17 protein-coding genes are annotated in these 16,398 nt (G+C 39.5%); 11 read left to right on the top strand and 6 right to left on the bottom strand.

All coding sequences use genetic code 11. The features are described 5' to 3' along the window. Positions 1-94: 94 nt before the first annotated feature. Entirely contained in the window at positions 95-445 is a 351-nt protein-coding gene (locus tag FLJC2902T_RS13140; RefSeq protein ID WP_023580299.1) for an MmcQ/YjbR family DNA-binding protein, read from the bottom strand. Positions 446-448: 3 nt separating this feature from the next. After that, positions 449-907 (bottom strand): YciI family protein, encoded by a 459-nt coding sequence (locus FLJC2902T_RS13135; protein ID WP_023580298.1) that lies wholly within the window; start codon positions 905-907, stop codon positions 449-451. Positions 908-1,136: 229 nt separating this feature from the next. Between FLJC2902T_RS13135 and FLJC2902T_RS13130 the strand changes: the two genes are divergently transcribed. The 7 genes from FLJC2902T_RS13130 (at position 1,137) to FLJC2902T_RS13105 (ending at position 7,419) form a co-directional block, all read left to right on the top strand. Next, positions 1,137-3,290, top strand: coding sequence for a TonB-dependent receptor (locus FLJC2902T_RS13130; RefSeq protein ID WP_035678762.1), 2,154 nt, complete (start codon positions 1,137-1,139; stop codon positions 3,288-3,290). 374 nt (positions 3,291-3,664) lie between these two features. After that, positions 3,665-4,294: a tetratricopeptide repeat protein gene (locus tag FLJC2902T_RS13125; protein WP_023580296.1), complete on the top strand. Its 630-nt coding sequence runs from the start codon at positions 3,665-3,667 to the stop codon at positions 4,292-4,294. Between the two features lie 96 nt (positions 4,295-4,390). Continuing rightward, positions 4,391-4,558 (top strand): hypothetical protein, encoded by a 168-nt coding sequence (locus FLJC2902T_RS16400; protein ID WP_023580295.1) that lies wholly within the window; start codon positions 4,391-4,393, stop codon positions 4,556-4,558. Between the two features lie 12 nt (positions 4,559-4,570). Then, positions 4,571-5,908 (top strand): histidine kinase, encoded by a 1,338-nt coding sequence (locus FLJC2902T_RS13120; protein WP_023580294.1) that lies wholly within the window; start codon positions 4,571-4,573, stop codon positions 5,906-5,908. 2 nt (positions 5,909-5,910) lie between these two features. Beyond that, positions 5,911-6,216 (top strand): 2TM domain-containing protein, encoded by a 306-nt coding sequence (locus FLJC2902T_RS13115; RefSeq protein ID WP_023580293.1) that lies wholly within the window; start codon positions 5,911-5,913, stop codon positions 6,214-6,216. Positions 6,217-6,221: 5 nt separating this feature from the next. After that, positions 6,222-6,545: a 2TM domain-containing protein gene (locus tag FLJC2902T_RS13110; protein ID WP_023580292.1), complete on the top strand. Its 324-nt coding sequence runs from the start codon at positions 6,222-6,224 to the stop codon at positions 6,543-6,545. A gap of 121 nt (positions 6,546-6,666) precedes the next feature. After that, complete coding sequence (locus FLJC2902T_RS13105) at positions 6,667-7,419, top strand: LytR/AlgR family response regulator transcription factor (protein ID WP_023580291.1); 753 nt, start codon at positions 6,667-6,669, stop codon at positions 7,417-7,419. Positions 7,420-7,530: 111 nt separating this feature from the next. Here the strand turns inward: FLJC2902T_RS13105 and FLJC2902T_RS13100 are convergent, their stop codons facing one another. The 4 genes from FLJC2902T_RS13100 to FLJC2902T_RS13085 all read right to left on the bottom strand — a co-directional run bounded on the left by FLJC2902T_RS13100 (position 7,531) and on the right by FLJC2902T_RS13085 (position 11,107). Then, the gene (locus tag FLJC2902T_RS13100; RefSeq protein ID WP_023580290.1) at positions 7,531-8,553 is read right to left on the bottom strand and encodes a COX15/CtaA family protein; all 1,023 of its coding nucleotides are present in this window, start codon (positions 8,551-8,553) and stop codon (positions 7,531-7,533) included. A gap of 74 nt (positions 8,554-8,627) precedes the next feature. Then, positions 8,628-10,049, bottom strand: coding sequence for a CCA tRNA nucleotidyltransferase (locus FLJC2902T_RS13095; RefSeq protein ID WP_035678854.1), 1,422 nt, complete (start codon positions 10,047-10,049; stop codon positions 8,628-8,630). An 85-nt stretch (positions 10,050-10,134) separates the two neighbouring features. Then, positions 10,135-10,509 (bottom strand): GxxExxY protein, encoded by a 375-nt coding sequence (locus tag FLJC2902T_RS13090; RefSeq protein ID WP_023580288.1) that lies wholly within the window; start codon positions 10,507-10,509, stop codon positions 10,135-10,137. Positions 10,510-10,540: 31 nt separating this feature from the next. Beyond that, positions 10,541-11,107, bottom strand: coding sequence for an L-threonylcarbamoyladenylate synthase (locus FLJC2902T_RS13085; RefSeq protein WP_023580287.1), 567 nt, complete (start codon positions 11,105-11,107; stop codon positions 10,541-10,543). Between the two features lie 148 nt (positions 11,108-11,255). Between FLJC2902T_RS13085 and pseB the strand changes: the two genes are divergently transcribed. The 4 genes from pseB to FLJC2902T_RS13065 are packed head-to-tail and all read left to right on the top strand — an operon-like array spanning position 11,256 to position 16,398. After that, a complete protein-coding gene (gene pseB / locus FLJC2902T_RS13080; protein ID WP_023580286.1) occupies positions 11,256-12,269 on the top strand; it encodes a UDP-N-acetylglucosamine 4,6-dehydratase (inverting) in 1,014 nt (337 codons plus the stop codon). 3 nt (positions 12,270-12,272) lie between these two features. After that, complete coding sequence (pseC, locus tag FLJC2902T_RS13075) at positions 12,273-13,463, top strand: UDP-4-amino-4,6-dideoxy-N-acetyl-beta-L-altrosamine transaminase (RefSeq protein ID WP_023580285.1); 1,191 nt, start codon at positions 12,273-12,275, stop codon at positions 13,461-13,463. 2 nt (positions 13,464-13,465) lie between these two features. Further along, positions 13,466-14,314: an aldo/keto reductase gene (locus FLJC2902T_RS13070; RefSeq protein WP_023580284.1), complete on the top strand. Its 849-nt coding sequence runs from the start codon at positions 13,466-13,468 to the stop codon at positions 14,312-14,314. Beyond that, a complete protein-coding gene (locus FLJC2902T_RS13065; protein ID WP_081712567.1) occupies positions 14,311-16,398 on the top strand; it encodes a glutamate-1-semialdehyde 2,1-aminomutase in 2,088 nt (695 codons plus the stop codon). Before FLJC2902T_RS13070 ends, FLJC2902T_RS13065 begins: the two co-directional genes overlap by 4 nt.

Raw genomic sequence — 16,398 nt, 5'->3', positions numbered from 1 at the left:
AAAAAGGCAAATGTCAGACTAAATTTGGATTACAAAAATAACCACTGATAAACGTAAAACTCTTTTAGAAACGTTAAAGTTTGAATTGATTTAATCAGCTTAAATTCAGTTCTTTCTTAGTCTTTGAAGCCAATTTGTTTTTAACCAATGTATAAGATTGTGAGACATAATGGTTCCATTCTTTAGCGGAAAGGGTATTAATATCTTCCGCCAAAACCCATTTGTATCGGGCAACATAAGGAGCGGGTTTGAAACCTTCTCTCGTGCTTAGTTCATCAAATTCTTCATCCAAAACCTTGAAAGAGGCTGAGGTAGGCGATTGGTTTAATCCTACCACACAAAACATTTTTCCGCCGATGCAGAAACACAGATCGTTGCCCCATTTGATGTCTTCGGTTACATGGGGAAGCGATTTGCAAAGTCGCTGTAAGTCTTCAATATTCATGGATCAGATTTTTGTTTTGGCAATTTTTTCGCTAATTCTGGAAACCTCCATAAGAGCAGCACTGCTGTACCAGAGCGTTAATTCCGCTTCGAAGATTTTTGCTTTTACAGCAGGGTCGGTTTCCACTAATTTTTGCGCTTCTTCAACCGTCGTGCAATTAAAAACGAAAATCCCCCTGTAGTTTCTGTCGTTTTTCATGAACGGACCTGCCACGACCAGTTTGCCTTCTTTCGCCAGACGATTGATATTAGCCATGTGTCCTTCAAAATACTTGGATCGTTCTTCTTTTGTAGCCGTTGTGTTGCTTCCGGTTTTCAGTATGCAGAAAACATAAGTCTTCATTCCGTATTCGTCGGCTCCCAGTTCCTTGGCCAGTTTTTCGTCGTAAACGGTTTCAGTTTCCTGTGCCGAAAGCGTGTTGATGCTCAGTACAATCAACAGGATATAGAATAGTTTTTTCATCGGATAAAATTTAATTGTATTCCAAATGTACAAAAAATCCTCAGTTTCAGAGTTACTTAGTTTCCTAGTTCCTTAGTATCTGAGTACCTCCTCAGTACCTCAGTACCTCAGCATCTCAGTACCTTAGTGCCTTTAAAAAACAGTTCATCCCCAAAAAACAACAATTCGGGAATTTTTTTTAGTTTTTCCGTTTTTTCTGACGCAAATTTGTCGTGTTAAAATTAAAACAATGAAGACCCTTTTTACCTTTTTAGTAGCCTTATGCAGCGTAACTATGTTTGCGCAAACCACCATTTCCGGAAAAGTAACGGATAATAAAGGAAAACCCGTGGGAGGTGCCAATGTTTTTATTGAAGGTGCTTATGACGGCACAACCTCAGATGCAAACGGGGAATTCTCTTTTACCACTTCAGAGAAAGGAAACCAGATACTGGTAATTACTTATTTGAGTTTTGAAACGACGAAAATACCCATTGTTATCGAAAAATATGTGCCACAAACCATTACACTTCGGGAAAGTGTCAATACTTTGGATACGGTTGTGATTTCGGCGGGTATGATGAAAGCGGGAGATAATTCTAAAGTATCGGCACTGAAACCTTTAGACATTGTTACCACAGCCGGTGCAATGGGAGACGTAGTCGGGGCATTGCAAACCTTACCCGGAGCACAGATTGTCGGGGAGAGTGGACGATTGTTCGTAAGAGGCGGGGAATCAGATGAAACACAGACGTACGTAGACGGAATTCGCGTAGCGCAACCGTATAATGCATCTGCCAATAACATACCCACACGAGGTCGTTTTTCTCCGTTTTTATTCAGTGGGATGACGTTTTCCACAGGGGGTTACTCGGCGGAATTCGGAGATGCCTTATCCAGTGTTTTGCTTTTAAATACAATTAATGAAGTAAATGAAGAGCACTCTAATTTTTCATTTATGACTGTAGGCTTGGGCGCCAGTAATGTCCAGAAATGGAAGAAAAACTCGTTGAGTTTTAACTTGTCATACATCAATCTGGAACCGTATCAAAGAATCATTAAGCAGAATGTGGATTGGGTTAAACCATACCAGTCGATGTCGGGTGAAACGGTTTTCAGGAGACATTTTGAAAATGGGTTGTTTAAACTCTACGCTGCTTTCGATTATACTACATTTAATCTGAATCAGAAGAGTGTCAATTTTCCGGAACCGATAAGTGTTGACACTCAGAACAATAATTTCTATCTGAATTCATCGTACAAGGGCAATTTCGGTGCGGGATGGAATATTCAGACGGGAATCAGTTTCGGCTATAGTCAGAATAAAAACGAAATCGACAGAAGTAATCTGAAAAACAGGGAAAACGCATCGCACATGAAACTGAAACTGACCAAGAAATTCTCAGACAGGGTGCATTTGGCTTTTGGTGGCGATTATTTCATTACGGATTTTGATGAAACCTACAAAGATGTCACTTTGGGGGATTTTAACGACGGATATCGCAATAATATCGGAGCCGTTTATGCCGAATCGGATATTTTCTTCTCAAAAAAATTGGCTGCCAAATTGGGGTTAAGGGCCATGAACAGTACTTTTATCGACAAAAGCAGTGTCGAGCCGAGAATTTCATTGGCGTATAAAACAAGTAAAAACGGTCAGGTTTCTTTGGCTTATGGTGATTTTCATCAGAATCCGAAACAGGGTTACCTGAAATTTAATTCGGATTTCAATTATGAAAAAACATCGCACTACATTCTGAATTATCTGTACACCGTTAACGGAAAAACCCTGCGGGCAGAAGTTTTCTATAAAGATTATTCCGATTTGGTAAAATACGATACCTACACACCGCTTTTTGACAGTAATTACAATAACAACGGTTACGGTTATGCCAAAGGATTGGATGTTTTCTGGCGAGACAATAAATCGGTAAAAAATCTGGATTATTGGGTTTCGTATTCGTATATCGACAGTAAACGGGATTATCAGAATTATGAAGCTAATGTCACGCCAAGTTTTGTAGCGAATCACACCCTTTCTGTGGTGACAAAATATTGGATTAATGACTGGAAATCGCAATTGAGTATCACCAACAGTTTCGCTACCGGACGACCTTACGACAATCCCAATGAAACCGATTTTATGAGCGGGAAGACCAAAAATTATAACAGTCTGAGTTTGGGATGGGCGTATTTGCTTTCGCCTCAGAAAATTTTGTATTTTTCTGTTTCGAATGTATTGGGAAGTGATAATATTTTCGGTTATGAATATGCATTGGCTCCCGACAGTAACGGACAGTACCAGCGACAAGCCATTACACAACCTGCCGACCGTTTCTTTTTTATCGGTTTCTTTTGGACCATCAGCAAGGATAAGAGTAAGAATCAGTTGGAGAATTTGTAGAGAAGGTGCTGAGGGAAAAGGGAGGCGCTAAGGCACTAAGGTTCTAAGGTACTGAGGAGAAAACAGAAAAAAGGAAAGAGAGAAAGGTGCTAAGGTGCTGAGGCTCTAAGGTACTGAGGAGAGAAAAATATAAGTTATGAGGTATGGTGTTAACCTTAGTACCTTAGCACCTCAGAGCCTCAGAACCTTCAAAAAAGCCTTAGAACCTTAGCGCCTCAGAACCTCAGAGCCTCAAAAAAAACACTTCATCCCCAAATTTCGACAGTTCGGTAACTATAAATTTTAAAGGAGTAAAAGCTGACATACATTTGAACTATAAATTAAAAGAGTTTTAATCATCAATAATTACAGAATCAACTAAAAAACAAAACATTATGACACGAATTATCACATCACTGGTATTATTTATTTGCGGTTTAGCATTTGCTCAGGCTCCGACCCCGTATGAACAAGGAATGGGAAAAGCAATGGGTTTATGGAAAGAAGGTAAAGCAACCGAAGCGACAGCCATTTTCGAACGTATTGCCTCTGTGGAAAAAACAAATTGGTTGCCGAATTATTATGTGGCATTCATTAATACGATTGAAGTATTCAAATCGCAGGACAAATCGAAAGCGCCGGCATTGTTGGACAAGGCGCAACAGGCTTTGGATGATGCCACAGCGGTAAGTCCGAACAACCCTGAATTAATGGTGGTTCAGGCGATGATTTATACCGCATGGATTATTCAGGATCCGATGACCAACGGAATGAAATATTCAAGTAAAGCGATGGAACAATACTATAAAGCACAGGCTATTGCGCCGGAAAACCCGAGGGTTGTTTTCTCTAAAGCCGAATTTGAAATCGGAGGTGCGAAATATTGGGGAACCGATACCAAACCAATGTGTGCGGAAATTGAGCGTTCTATCGGACTTTTTGCTAAATTTAAACCGGAAACTGCTTTTCACCCGAATTGGGGCTTGGATAGGGCGAAAGAAGCTTTGGTGACTTGCGGGAAATAAGATTAGTGGCTGAACTTAGTTTCTGAGTAGCTCAGTTACTCAGAAACTAAGTCACCAAGAAACTAAGTCACTCAGAAACTAAAAAAATAATTAATCATGGAAACTCAAAATCAAAACAAAAATAAAGTAGCCGGTGCGATTTTTATCGGTTGCATGTTCTTAGGAATGGGATTAGGAATGTATTTTGACAAAATGACTATGGGAATCATGGTCGGAATGGGCGTTGGCTTTATTGCCTCGGCTATTGCCAGAGCTAAATTGTAAATTCAGCAATCGATGAATACATTTTTAAAGCATTTTTTACGTTCGATAGTCATTGGGGTCGCTGTTTTTTTTGTATTGCTTTTTATCCGATGGATTACCGGAGGAAGCATTCGATGGAATAACCAACTGCTTTTAGACCTTCAGTATACTTTGTTGTACTCGGTAAGTTTGTATTTGGCGAACGCATTTTTATTTGTTTTTTTAGATAAAGTATTCATTGATGACCGATTTTCTGTCAAGAGGATTTTACTAAGTTTTTTCCTGTCGCTTGTCATAACCATCAGTATTACTTTTTTACTGAGGTTTTTTAAAGAAGTCATCGTCAAAGCCAAAAGTGCTGAAGAGTTTCTACATGGAGAACATCCTGCAAATTACGTTGTTACGATTGTTATTACGGTAATCATCAGTCTGTTTATCCATGCCGTTTATTTTTATCGCTCGTATCAGGAAAACAGGGTAAAAGAGCAGAAGATAATCGCAGGAACGGCTTCGGCGAAGTTTGAAAGTTTAAAAAATCAGATTGACCCGCATTTTTTGTTCAACAGTCTGAATGTGTTGAGTTCCTTAATCGAGGAAAATCCGGAAATGGCTCAGAAATTCACCTCTTCCTTATCAAAAATTTACAGGTACGTGCTGGAGCAGCGCGATAAGGAACTGGTAAGCGTGGAAGAAGAACTCGCTTTTGCCAAAACTTATATGAACCTGCTGAAAATGCGTTTCGAGAACAGTATTTTCTACGAATTGCCGGAGAAAGTGAGTAATCCTGAGGCTAAAGTGGTTCCGCTTTCACTACAGTTATTACTTGAAAATACGGTAAAACACAATGTGGTAAGCGAAAAGAAACCTTTGCGTATCCGGATTTTTGAACAAAATAACTGTCTTGTGGTTCAGAATGATTATCAGAAAAAAGAAGTACTTAAAGACAGGCAAGGTGTCGGTTTGCAGAACATCATCAGCCGTTATGCGATTTTAACCGACAGAAAAGTCCGAATTACGCAAAACGAAAAAGAATTTACGGTAGAATTGCCGCTATTAACCAAACAAGTGGGAATCATGGAAACAACCTATAAATACAACGACGATTCGTCTTATTACAGAGCTAAGAAAAGGGTGGAAGCCATCCGCGGATTTTACGGAAGTTTAATATCTTATTGTATAGTTATTCCGATTCTTATATTCATCAACTTAAAATTCTCATCTAAATTCCAATGGTTTTGGTTCCCGATGTTAGGTTGGGGAATGGGATTGGTAATGCACGGATTTGGGGTTTTTGGTTACGGATCACGTTGGGAAGAACGGAAAATAAGGGAGATTTTAAACAAGGACAAAGAAAAACAAAACTGGAAGTAGTCATGGAATCAAATTATAACGAAAGAGCCCAATACGAAAGAGCTCAGAAAAGGGTAAAGGAGATAAAAGGTTTTTACGGGAATCTGACGGCTTACATCGTGGTGAATATATTTTTCGTAATCATTAATCTGTTAACATCACCGGAGCATCTTTGGTTTTACTGGCCGATGCTGGGATGGGGAATAGGAGTGGTTTTTCACGGTTTGCAGGTTTTTAACGCCATGCCTTTTTTTGGTAAGGATTGGGAAGAACGCAAGATGAAAGAGTTTATGGAAGAAGAGGAGCGTCGCAAAAATGAATTTAAATAATCATTATGGATAATTTTGATAATAACTTCGATGAGCGTTATGAGGATGCCCAAAAGAGGGTTAAACGACTGAAAGGGTTTTATACCCATTTAACAGTCTATATCCTTGTGAATATCATGATTGTTTTTTTAAACGTCAGTAATTTACAGCCGGGAGAAAGCTATTTTCAGTTCGAAAATTTCTTTACCGCTTTCTTCTGGGGAATCGGTTTGCTGGCACATGGGGTTAGTGTTTTCGGACATCATCTGATCTTCGGGAAAGATTGGGAAGAAAAAAAAATAAAAGAGTTTATGGATAAGGATAAACATGAGCATGAGAAGTGGGAGTAGTTTTCAGTCTCAGTCTCAGTTTTTCAGAAAGTGGAAAAACAGAAGATCAGGACTGTATATAATAATAGTTGAAGAAATAAGCCTTAGCGCCTCAGTACCTTAGAACTTAGCACCTTAAAGAATGAACATTATAATCATAGAAGACGAAAAGCCGGCAGCACGTTTATTACAACGTAAAGTTGAAAAATTGGGATTGAATGTCAGCACCATGTTGCATTCGGTGGAGGAATCGTTGGACTGGTTCCAAAACAACCCGCATCCCGATTTGATTTTTCTTGACATTCAGTTGTCCGACGGTTTGTCTTTTGAGATTTTTGAAAAGATTGACATTAAAAGCGCGGTGATCTTTACCACAGCGTACGACGAATACGCACTTCGAGCCTTTAAACTTAACAGTATCGATTATTTACTGAAACCCATCGACGAAGATGACCTGGAAATGGCGGTGAATAAATTCAAAGCAAGAAATCAGCCTCAAAACCTCTCATTGGATTTTGAAATGATTAAGAAAATGCTAGTCAATCCGATTGATAAAAATTATAAAAAGCGATTTACCGTAAAAATCGGGCAACAGCTAAAACTGATCAATGTGGATGAGGTAGAATGTTTTTACAGCGAAAATAAAGGCACCTATCTTCATACGCTAGACAATCGCGATTATTTACTAGACGGTACCTTAGAGCAATTGGAAACTGAACTCGATCCGGCCGATTTCTACCGCGTAAGCCGGAAATTCATTGTTCCGATGAAGGCAATTAAGGAAATTCAATTGCACAGTAATTCCCGATTGAAAGTTATTCTGCCAACGTACAACAATGATGAGGTAATTGTGGCCCGGGAACGCGTGAACGATTTTAAGGAATGGATTGGGTAGTAATCAGTAATTATGCTAATCAAAAGTTACAGATTCAACCCTTGATTCGCATTAATTAGTAAAAAGTGTTCAGTTTACGGTCAACTGGACACAGTAAACCGTAAACTTTGCCTACTTACTCAATCGGTGCAGTGTAAATACCATAGCCGAAAGCAGCATAAAAGCAACCAGTTGATGTGCTAGTCCCAGCCAAAGCGGTACGTGGAACAATAAAGTGAAAACTCCTAATGCAAACTGAATAAAAACAACGGCAACCAAAGTCGTTATTCCTTTTTTCGGAGTAGCGTCCAAAACATATTTTTTACTACGAAAATATAAATACACCATTAATCCGACTACAACATAAGCCATGGTTCGGTGAACGAATTGCACGCCGCTTTTACCTTCGGTGAGGCGAAGCAACCACGAATCTTTTTCTAAAACAATGCTTTCGTGGAAAAATTGTCCGTCACTCATTAACGGCCAATGGTTGTGAACCAATCCGGCATTCAGTCCTGCCACAAAACCACCATAAATGATTTGGACAATTAAGAAGATCAATGCTAAGCGAGCTATAGTACGCAAGGGTTGTATCGCTTCAATTCTGTTCGGATAAATCAAATCCAGAGCAACCCAAAGTGTGTAGGCAAAGGTTATGAAAGCGAAGGTCAGGTGTAACGACAAACGGAAATGACTCACATCCGGATTATCAATTAACCCGCTTTTTACCATGAACCAACCCAGGAATCCCTGAAAAGCGCCCATTGCCAGAAGAATAATACATTTTTTAATGGTTTCGGATGATAAACGTTTCTTAATCAGGAAGTAGATGAAAGGAATAATGAAAACCATTCCGATGATGCGTCCGATAAAACGATGGAACCATTCCCAGAAATAAATGAATTTATAATCGCTTAAATCGAAATCGTTATGGATATTGATTTGCTGATATTCTGGAAATTTTTTGTATTCTTCAAAGGCATGTTCCCATTTCTCTTCAGTCAATGGCGGAAACGTATCGGTGATTAAATGCCAGTCGGTCATGGATAGCCCGGAGTTGGTTAATCGGGTGATGCCTCCCACCATTACCATAATGAATAATAATACGCAACCGGATAATAACCAGATAATTACAGATTTGTCTTCTTTTTTCATTTTTTTAGAGTTGCTGAGTTTCTGAGTTACAAAGTTTCTAAGAGACATTGTGACTTTGAAACGCTGTCACGTTGTTATTTTGCCACTTTTTTCAATCCCATTTTTTCGGCTTTCATCAACACAAAATCATAGGCGGCCTGATACTCATTCGGGATTTCGCCTTCCAGAATCGCTTCTTTCACGGCTTCTTTCAAAACACCGATTTCCCTTGACGGTTTTAAATTGAATAGTTCCATGATTTCTTCACCGGAAATAGGGGGTTGAAAAACCCGTACTTTGTCGCGTTCTTCCACTTCCACAATTTTTTCGCGGACGATTTTGAAATTGTTATGGTATTTTTTGAATTTGTTTGGATTTTTTGTGGTGATATCCGCCTCACATAAAGTCATCAGATTTTCCACGTCTTCACCGGCATCGAAAACCAAACGCCTTACGGCCGAATCCGTAACGATATCCTGGGCCAGTACAATCGGACGCGAACTCATCATCACCATTTTCTGAACGAATTTCAGTTTTTGGTTCAACGGCATGTGAAGACGCTCAAAAATTTTCTTGGCCATTTTTCCGCCTAAAAACTCATGACCGTGAAAAGTCCAGCCTTGTTTTTTATTATAACGTTTTGTGGGTGCTTTACCAATGTCGTGCAGTAAAGCCGACCAGCGTAACCATACATCATCGGTATTCGGACAAATATTATCCACCACCTCCAAAGTATGGTAAAAGTTGTTTTTATGTGTATGACCTTCAATTTCTTCCACCTGATTCAAAGCGGTCAGTTCCGGAAGGATAATGTCCAGCAATCCGGTTTGGTATAACAGTAAAAATCCAACCGAGGGAACATCAGACATCAGTATTTTATTCAGTTCATCAACAATGCGCTCTCCTGAAATGATGTTGATTCGGTCTTTGTTTTTTGTGATGGAGGCTAAAGATTCGGCTTCAATTTCAAAATTCAGCTGCGAAGCAAAACGAATCGCGCGCATCATTCGCAACGGATCATCAGAATAGGTAATATCCGGATCCAAAGGCGTTTTTATGGTTTTGTTTTCCATATCCGCCAATCCGTTAAAAGGATCTACCAGTTCGCCAAATGTGCTTTCATTCAGCGAAAGCGCTAATGCATTAATGGTAAAATCCCGTCGGTTTTGGTCGTCTTCCAACGTTCCGTTTTCCACAATCGGGTTACGGCTGTCGTGGTTGTAGCTTTCTTTTCTTGCGCCAACGAATTCGATATCCATGTCATGATAGCGCAACATGGCTGTTCCGTAGTTTTTGAAAACCTGGACTTTCGGTTTGTTCGGAATGAGTTCGGAAACTTTTAATGCGAGTTCGATACCGCTGCCAACCGCGACAATATCAATATCTTTCTTGTGATCGCGTTTTAAAATCAAATCACGGACAAAACCACCGATAACGTAGCTTTCCACGTTAAGTTCGTTGGCTGCCTGGGCGATTATTTTGAATATTTTATCTTGTAATGCGTCTTTGTAATTCATGTTGTTTACCGCAGGTTCGTTTGTTTTTGTTACAGCCACGAATGCACGAATTTTTATGTTTTTATTTGTGAATGGGTTATTCTTATTAAATTACAATTCTTTTGTATTCTAATGATTCGTTGTTGAAATTGGCTATTATTGCCAAGTTATTACCTGATACTTTTAAATAATTCATTGCTTGTGCAATGTGCGAATCTGAAATATGGCTACAAGATTTTACCTCTAAAATTATTTTATCAAAAACGATAAAATCTGCATAAAATTTATGTTTTAAAATAATATCCTTGTAATTAACGGCATATTCTTTTTCCCGATCAAAAAGAATTTTTGATTTCTCTAATTCGTATTCAATTGCATCTTTGTATACAATTTCTAAAAATCCTTTGCCTAGATTGTTATGAACCTCAAATAATAAACCAAGCAGTTTGTAGCTTTCAGTTTTATGAATAATATTCGGCATTTTAATTTGTGTATTCGTGGCTTATAAAATGTTATTTGCGGATAATCTTAACCTGACTATCATTCGTTAATTTAATGATAGTAGAAGGCTTATCGCAAATTTTATCGTGGTGCAAATTTACCACATAGTCAACACCTTTTAAAATTTCAGGGCTGATTTCTTTAAAAGATTTTGGCGTGAACATACCGGAAATATTTGCCGAAGTGGAAACCAACGGTCTTTTCATACGTTCCATCAATTTGAAGCAAAACGGTTCTTTAACAATCCGTACACCTAAGGTTTTGTCTTCTGCAATAATATTAGGAGCCACATTTCTGGGGTTGTCCAGGATTAAAGTGGTTGGTTTTTCAGATAAATCCAGAATTTGCCAGGCTACTTCCGGGATGTCTTTGAAAACTGTATACATCATTTTTTCACCATTCATCAAAACGATCATGCTCTTGCTTTCTTCTCGTTGCTTCAAGGCATAGATTTTTTTCACTGCTTCCGGATTAGAGGCGTCACAGCCAATGCCCCAAACGGTATCTGTCGGATAAAGAATGATTCCGCCGTTTTTAATGACTTCGTAGGCGTTGTGTACTTCGGTATTGATGTCCATTTCGAGTAAATTTAATTGCAAAGATAATTAACATTTGGAGCTTGTCTTTCTAAAAATCACTAAAAATAAAGCGTAATAATTGGGAGTGAAGAACGACTAAAAAAACTAAATCTTTAATTCATATATTTGTAGGCTAAAAATCATAAAAATGCTGAATAATAAATCCATATTAATTACAGGAGGAACGGGGTCTTTAGGTAAGGAATTGACCAAGACAATTTTAGAGAAATGGCCAAACGTTAAACGCCTTGTGATTTACTCCCGTGATGAGCAGAAACAATTTCAGATGGCTCAGGAATTTCCGGAGTCCCAATACCCTGCAATACGCTATTTTATTGGTGATGTAAGGGATTTGGAGCGTTTGAAGAGAGCTTTTAACGATATCGATTATGTTATTCATGCGGCGGCAATGAAACACGTTCATATTGCCGAATACAATCCGGATGAGTGTGTGAAAACCAATATTGGCGGTGCTGAAAATGTAATTAAGGCCTGTCTGTCAAGTAACGTGACCAAAGTGGTTGCCTTGTCAACCGATAAAGCCTGCGCGCCAATTAATTTATACGGAGCAACTAAACTGACTTCAGATAAATTATTTATTGCAGCCAACAATATCAAAGGAAAGCAGGATATTAAATTTTCAGTGGTGCGTTACGGAAATGTAATGGGATCCAACGGTTCTGTGATTCCGTTTTTTATGAAGAAAAGAGAAGAAGGCATTTTACCTATTACCGATGTTAATATGACCCGTTTCAATATTTCGCTTCAGGGTGGGGTTGATATGGTACTTCATGCTTTGGATACTGCCTGGGGAGGTGAATTGTTTGTTCCGAAAATCCCGTCGTATAGAATTTTAGATGTGGCTCAGGCGATTGCTCCAAGTTGTGAGCACCGTGTAATTGGTATCCGCCCGGGTGAAAAAGTACACGAAGAAATGATTACATCGTCCGATTCATTCACAACTTATGATTTAGGTAAATATTATGTGATTCTTCCTCAGGTTACGAATTGGAATATGGAAGAGTATAAAAAAACTTTTAATGCAGAATTGGTTCCACTGGGATTCAGTTATACTTCCGGTGAAAATACGGAGTGGGAAACTGTTGAAAGTATGCGTGAGCAGATAAAAGAACATCTTTATTCAGATTTTGAAGCAAAATAAAAAATGATACCATACGGAAAGCAAAACATAACGGAGGAAGATATTCAGGCGGTAACAAAAGCCTTAAAAGGTGATTTTCTTACGCAGGGACCAACAATTTTAGAATTTGAGCAAGTTTTTGCTAATTATATAGGGTGTAATTATGCGGTAGCGGTTTCCAACGGAACGGCTGCTTTGCATTTATCCGCTTTGGCTTTAGGAGTCGGAAACGACGACAAAGTAATTACAACACCAATCACTTTTGCTGCATCGGCAAATTGTGTTCGCTATTGCGGTGGCGAAGTTGTTTTTTCAGACATCGATCCGGATACGTATCTGTTGGATGTCGAAAAAGTAGAACAACTGTTGAAATCTGCACCGAAAGGAACTTACAAAGGGATTGTTCCTGTTGATTTTGCAGGACGCGCCGTGAATCTGGAAGCTTTCAGAAAACTGGCTGACGAACACGGGTTGTGGATTATAGAAGATGCCTGCCATGCCCCCGGAGGTTATTTTATCGACAGTAAAGGGCAAAAGCAAAATTGCGGAAACGGGAATTATGCAGATTTGGCGATTTTCTCTTTCCATCCGGTGAAGCACATCGCAACCGGTGAAGGCGGAATGATTACCGCAAACGATGAAAAACTCTACAAAAAACTATTGGAATTGCGTACGCACGGAATTACAAGAGATACAAATATTTTCAAAAATTCAATGGAATTTGCAGTGGGACAGCCTGTAAATGAAGGCGATTCCTATCCGGGTTGGTACATGGAAATGCAAAACTTAGGGTACAATTATCGTTTTACCGATTTTCAGGCGGCTTTAGGTATTAGTCAGTTATCCCGTGCGGATAAAGGAATCGAAAGACGTAAAACCATCGCAGCAAGATACAATACTGCTTTCACTGGAAAAGAGTATATAAAAGGCCAATCCGGTTATATCGACGGACATGCGTATCACTTATATGTTATCGAAGTCGAAGACCGTGTAGGTTTGTACAATTATCTGAGAGAACAGAAAATTTTCGCTCAGATACATTATATTCCGTGTCATTTGATGCCGTATTACCGGGATTTGGGCTGGAATGAAAACGACATGCCTTTAGCAGAGCAATACTATAAGCACTGTATCAGTCTGCCGATGTATCCTACGTTAACAGACGATGAACAATCTTTTGTGATTGATGCAATTGCAACTTATTTTACGAAGTAATTTTGAAAATAACACTCGGAACAGTTCAATTTGGGATTAACTATGGTATTTCAAATACACATGGTGTCCCTTCTGATGAAGCATTGAAGGGTATTCTTTCAGTTGCAAATGAAGCAGGGATTAATCAGTTGGATACTGCACTGGCTTACGGTAATGCCGAAGAACGATTGGGGATGTTTGCCGATAACCGTTTTCAGATTATTACCAAATTTCCCGCAGTTACTTCACAGGCAGAGCTCGAAAATACGCTTGAACAATCATTAACCAGGTTGAATTCAACGTCGGTTTACGGATATTTGGCGCACAATGCCGATATTTTAATTGAAAATCCGCTGTTGTGGGAAACGTTGCAGCAGGCCAAAAAGGAAGGTAAAATAGATAAAATCGGGTTTTCATTATACCATCCGGAACAATTGGAAAAGCTTCTGGCTTTAAATATTATTCCCGATTTGGTTCAGTTACCTTACAGTATTCTGGATCGGAAATTCGAAAGTAAACTGGTCGAACTAAAGCAATTGGGAACCGAGATTCACGTACGATCCGTTTTCCTTCAGGGATTGTATTTCATGAATCCTGATCAGCTACCCGAAAAATTAAAACCCTTAACAACTGCTTTAACCGAATTACATGCTGTATGTACAGCAAATCAGGTAGCAGTGGGGGATGTTGCGCTGAATTATGTGATTGCAAATCCGAATATCGATAAGATTGTCATGGGAGTTGAAACCGCAGCGCAATTAAAACAGAACATACAAATGGTGTGCGATTGGAAAGCAGATGCAAGTTTGTTTTCAAAAATTGAAGCCATCGAAATAAACGATAAATCATTATTAAATCCTGTAAACTGGTGAAAATAATTGGTGTAACACAGGCCCGGATCGGTTCGTCACGTTTACCCGGGAAAGTACTTCTGGAAATTCAGGGAAAAACGTTGTTGGCCTACCATCTGGAAAGAGCAAAGCAATCAAAACTGGTTACGGATTGGGTTGTGGCGACTACAGAGGAGAAGGATTCCGATCTGATTTGCGCCATCGCTGAAAAGTTGAATATCGATTCGTACAAAGGTAGTCTGAATGATGTTTTAGACCGGTTTTATCAGGCGGTACAAAACAAAAAACCGGATTTCGTGGTGCGCATTACTTCCGATTGCCCGCTAATTGACCCCGAATTGATTGATAAAACAATACAATTCTGTTTGGACAATCAGTTGGAATATCATTCAAACCAATCGCAGGAAGCGTATCCGGACGGGTTGGATGTGGAGGTTTTCAGTTTTAAAGCGTTGGAAGAAGCCTGGAAATCAGCTACAGCCGTTGCCGACAGGGAGCATGTTACGCCTTTCATCCGAAGAAATGCAAAAATGATGATGGCCGATGAAGGCATCGATAAAAAATATGCGGCTTTGCGGATTACTGTTGACGAAGCGTCCGATTTTGAAGTGATTCAACATCTGATCCGGGAATTAGGCGACAAGCAACCGTGGAAAATGTACGCAGATTATTTATTGCAACACGAAGAAATACAAAGTATTAATCATTCTATTTTTAGAAACGAAGGTTATATGAAAAGTAAATTTAACGAAATACAGCTGAGAAATATTACGAATTTCAAGGCATCAGACGAATACAGAAAAGCAATTCACAATTTGATTCCGGGAGGAAGTCATACTTATTCCAAGGGAGACGATCAATTTCCGATTTTATCACCGGCAGCCATCGTAAAAGGAAAAGGTTCGCACATTTGGGATGTTGACGGTAACGAATATCTGGATTGTTCCATGGGATTAACCAGTGTGAGTTTAGGTCACGCCTACGAGCCTGTTTTGGATGCTGTCCGAAAAGAATTGGAAAACGGTGTGAATTTCCAACGTCCGGCTGCTCTGGAAAAAGAAATGGCCGAAACGTTTTTAGCGTTGGTTCCCGGACACGATATGGTGAAGTTTTCTAAAAACGGATCCATTGTGACTACGGCTGCCGTAAAATTAGCCCGTGCTAAAACAGGACGTGATTTGGTAGCTTTTCCCGTAGATCATCCGTTTTACAGTTATGACGATTGGTTCATCGGAAAAACAGCCTGTAATAAAGGCGTTCCTGAAGCGGTTTCCAATTTGTCAGTGACATTTCAGTCGTTTAATATTGAATCATTAAAAGAATTGTTTGCCAAATATCCGGGACAGATTTCCTGCGTGATTACCGAACCGGAAAAGGGAAATTATCCGCACCTTCCGGCCGATTTTAACGTAGCGGACTTCCTGAAACAGGCAATCGAACTCTGCCATGAAAACGGTGCTTTGTTCATTGCCGACGAAATGGTGACCGGTTTCAAAACAGAATTCCCAGGTACTATTACCAAATACGGAGTTACGCCTGATATGGCAACGTGGGGAAAAGGTATTGCCAATGGATTTTCATTCTGTGCCTTAACCGGTACAAAAGAGGTTATGGAGTTGGGCGGAATTACCCGTGAAGGTGAAGAAAAGGTGTTTTTGATTTCGACAACACACGGTGGAGAAACCCACGGATTAGCTGCGGCTATTGCAACTATCAAAGAATATCAGAATAAAAATGTGATTGCTCACAACCATAGCATCGGTAAAAAAGTGGCCGAATTATGTCAGCAATTAGTTATAGAAAACGAATTATCCGATTATATCGAAGTCGTTGCCGCCGAATGGATGCCGTTTTTTGTTTTTAAAGACAAATCGGGTGTTGCCAGTCAGGGATACAGAACGCTTTTCATGCAGGAAATGATTCAGCGCGGCATATTGTTCCAGGGTGTTTTCATGCCTTGTTTCTCTCATACCGAAGAAGATGCCTATTATTTTGCAAAAGCGTTCGGCGAAGCGTTGAAATTGTATCAGGATGCCTTGGAGCAGGGGTATGAAAAATTCCTTGTAGGCAGTCCGGCTAAAGCGGTTTTCAGAAAAACGTTATAA

Origin of the sequence: Flavobacterium limnosediminis JC2902 (genome assembly GCF_000498535.1) — a bacterium.
In the GTDB taxonomy this organism is placed as follows: Bacteria; Bacteroidota; Bacteroidia; order Flavobacteriales; family Flavobacteriaceae; genus Flavobacterium; species Flavobacterium limnosediminis.
Note: the sequence above shows the minus strand (reverse complement) of the source record. Positions and strands in the feature narration are given on the sequence as shown.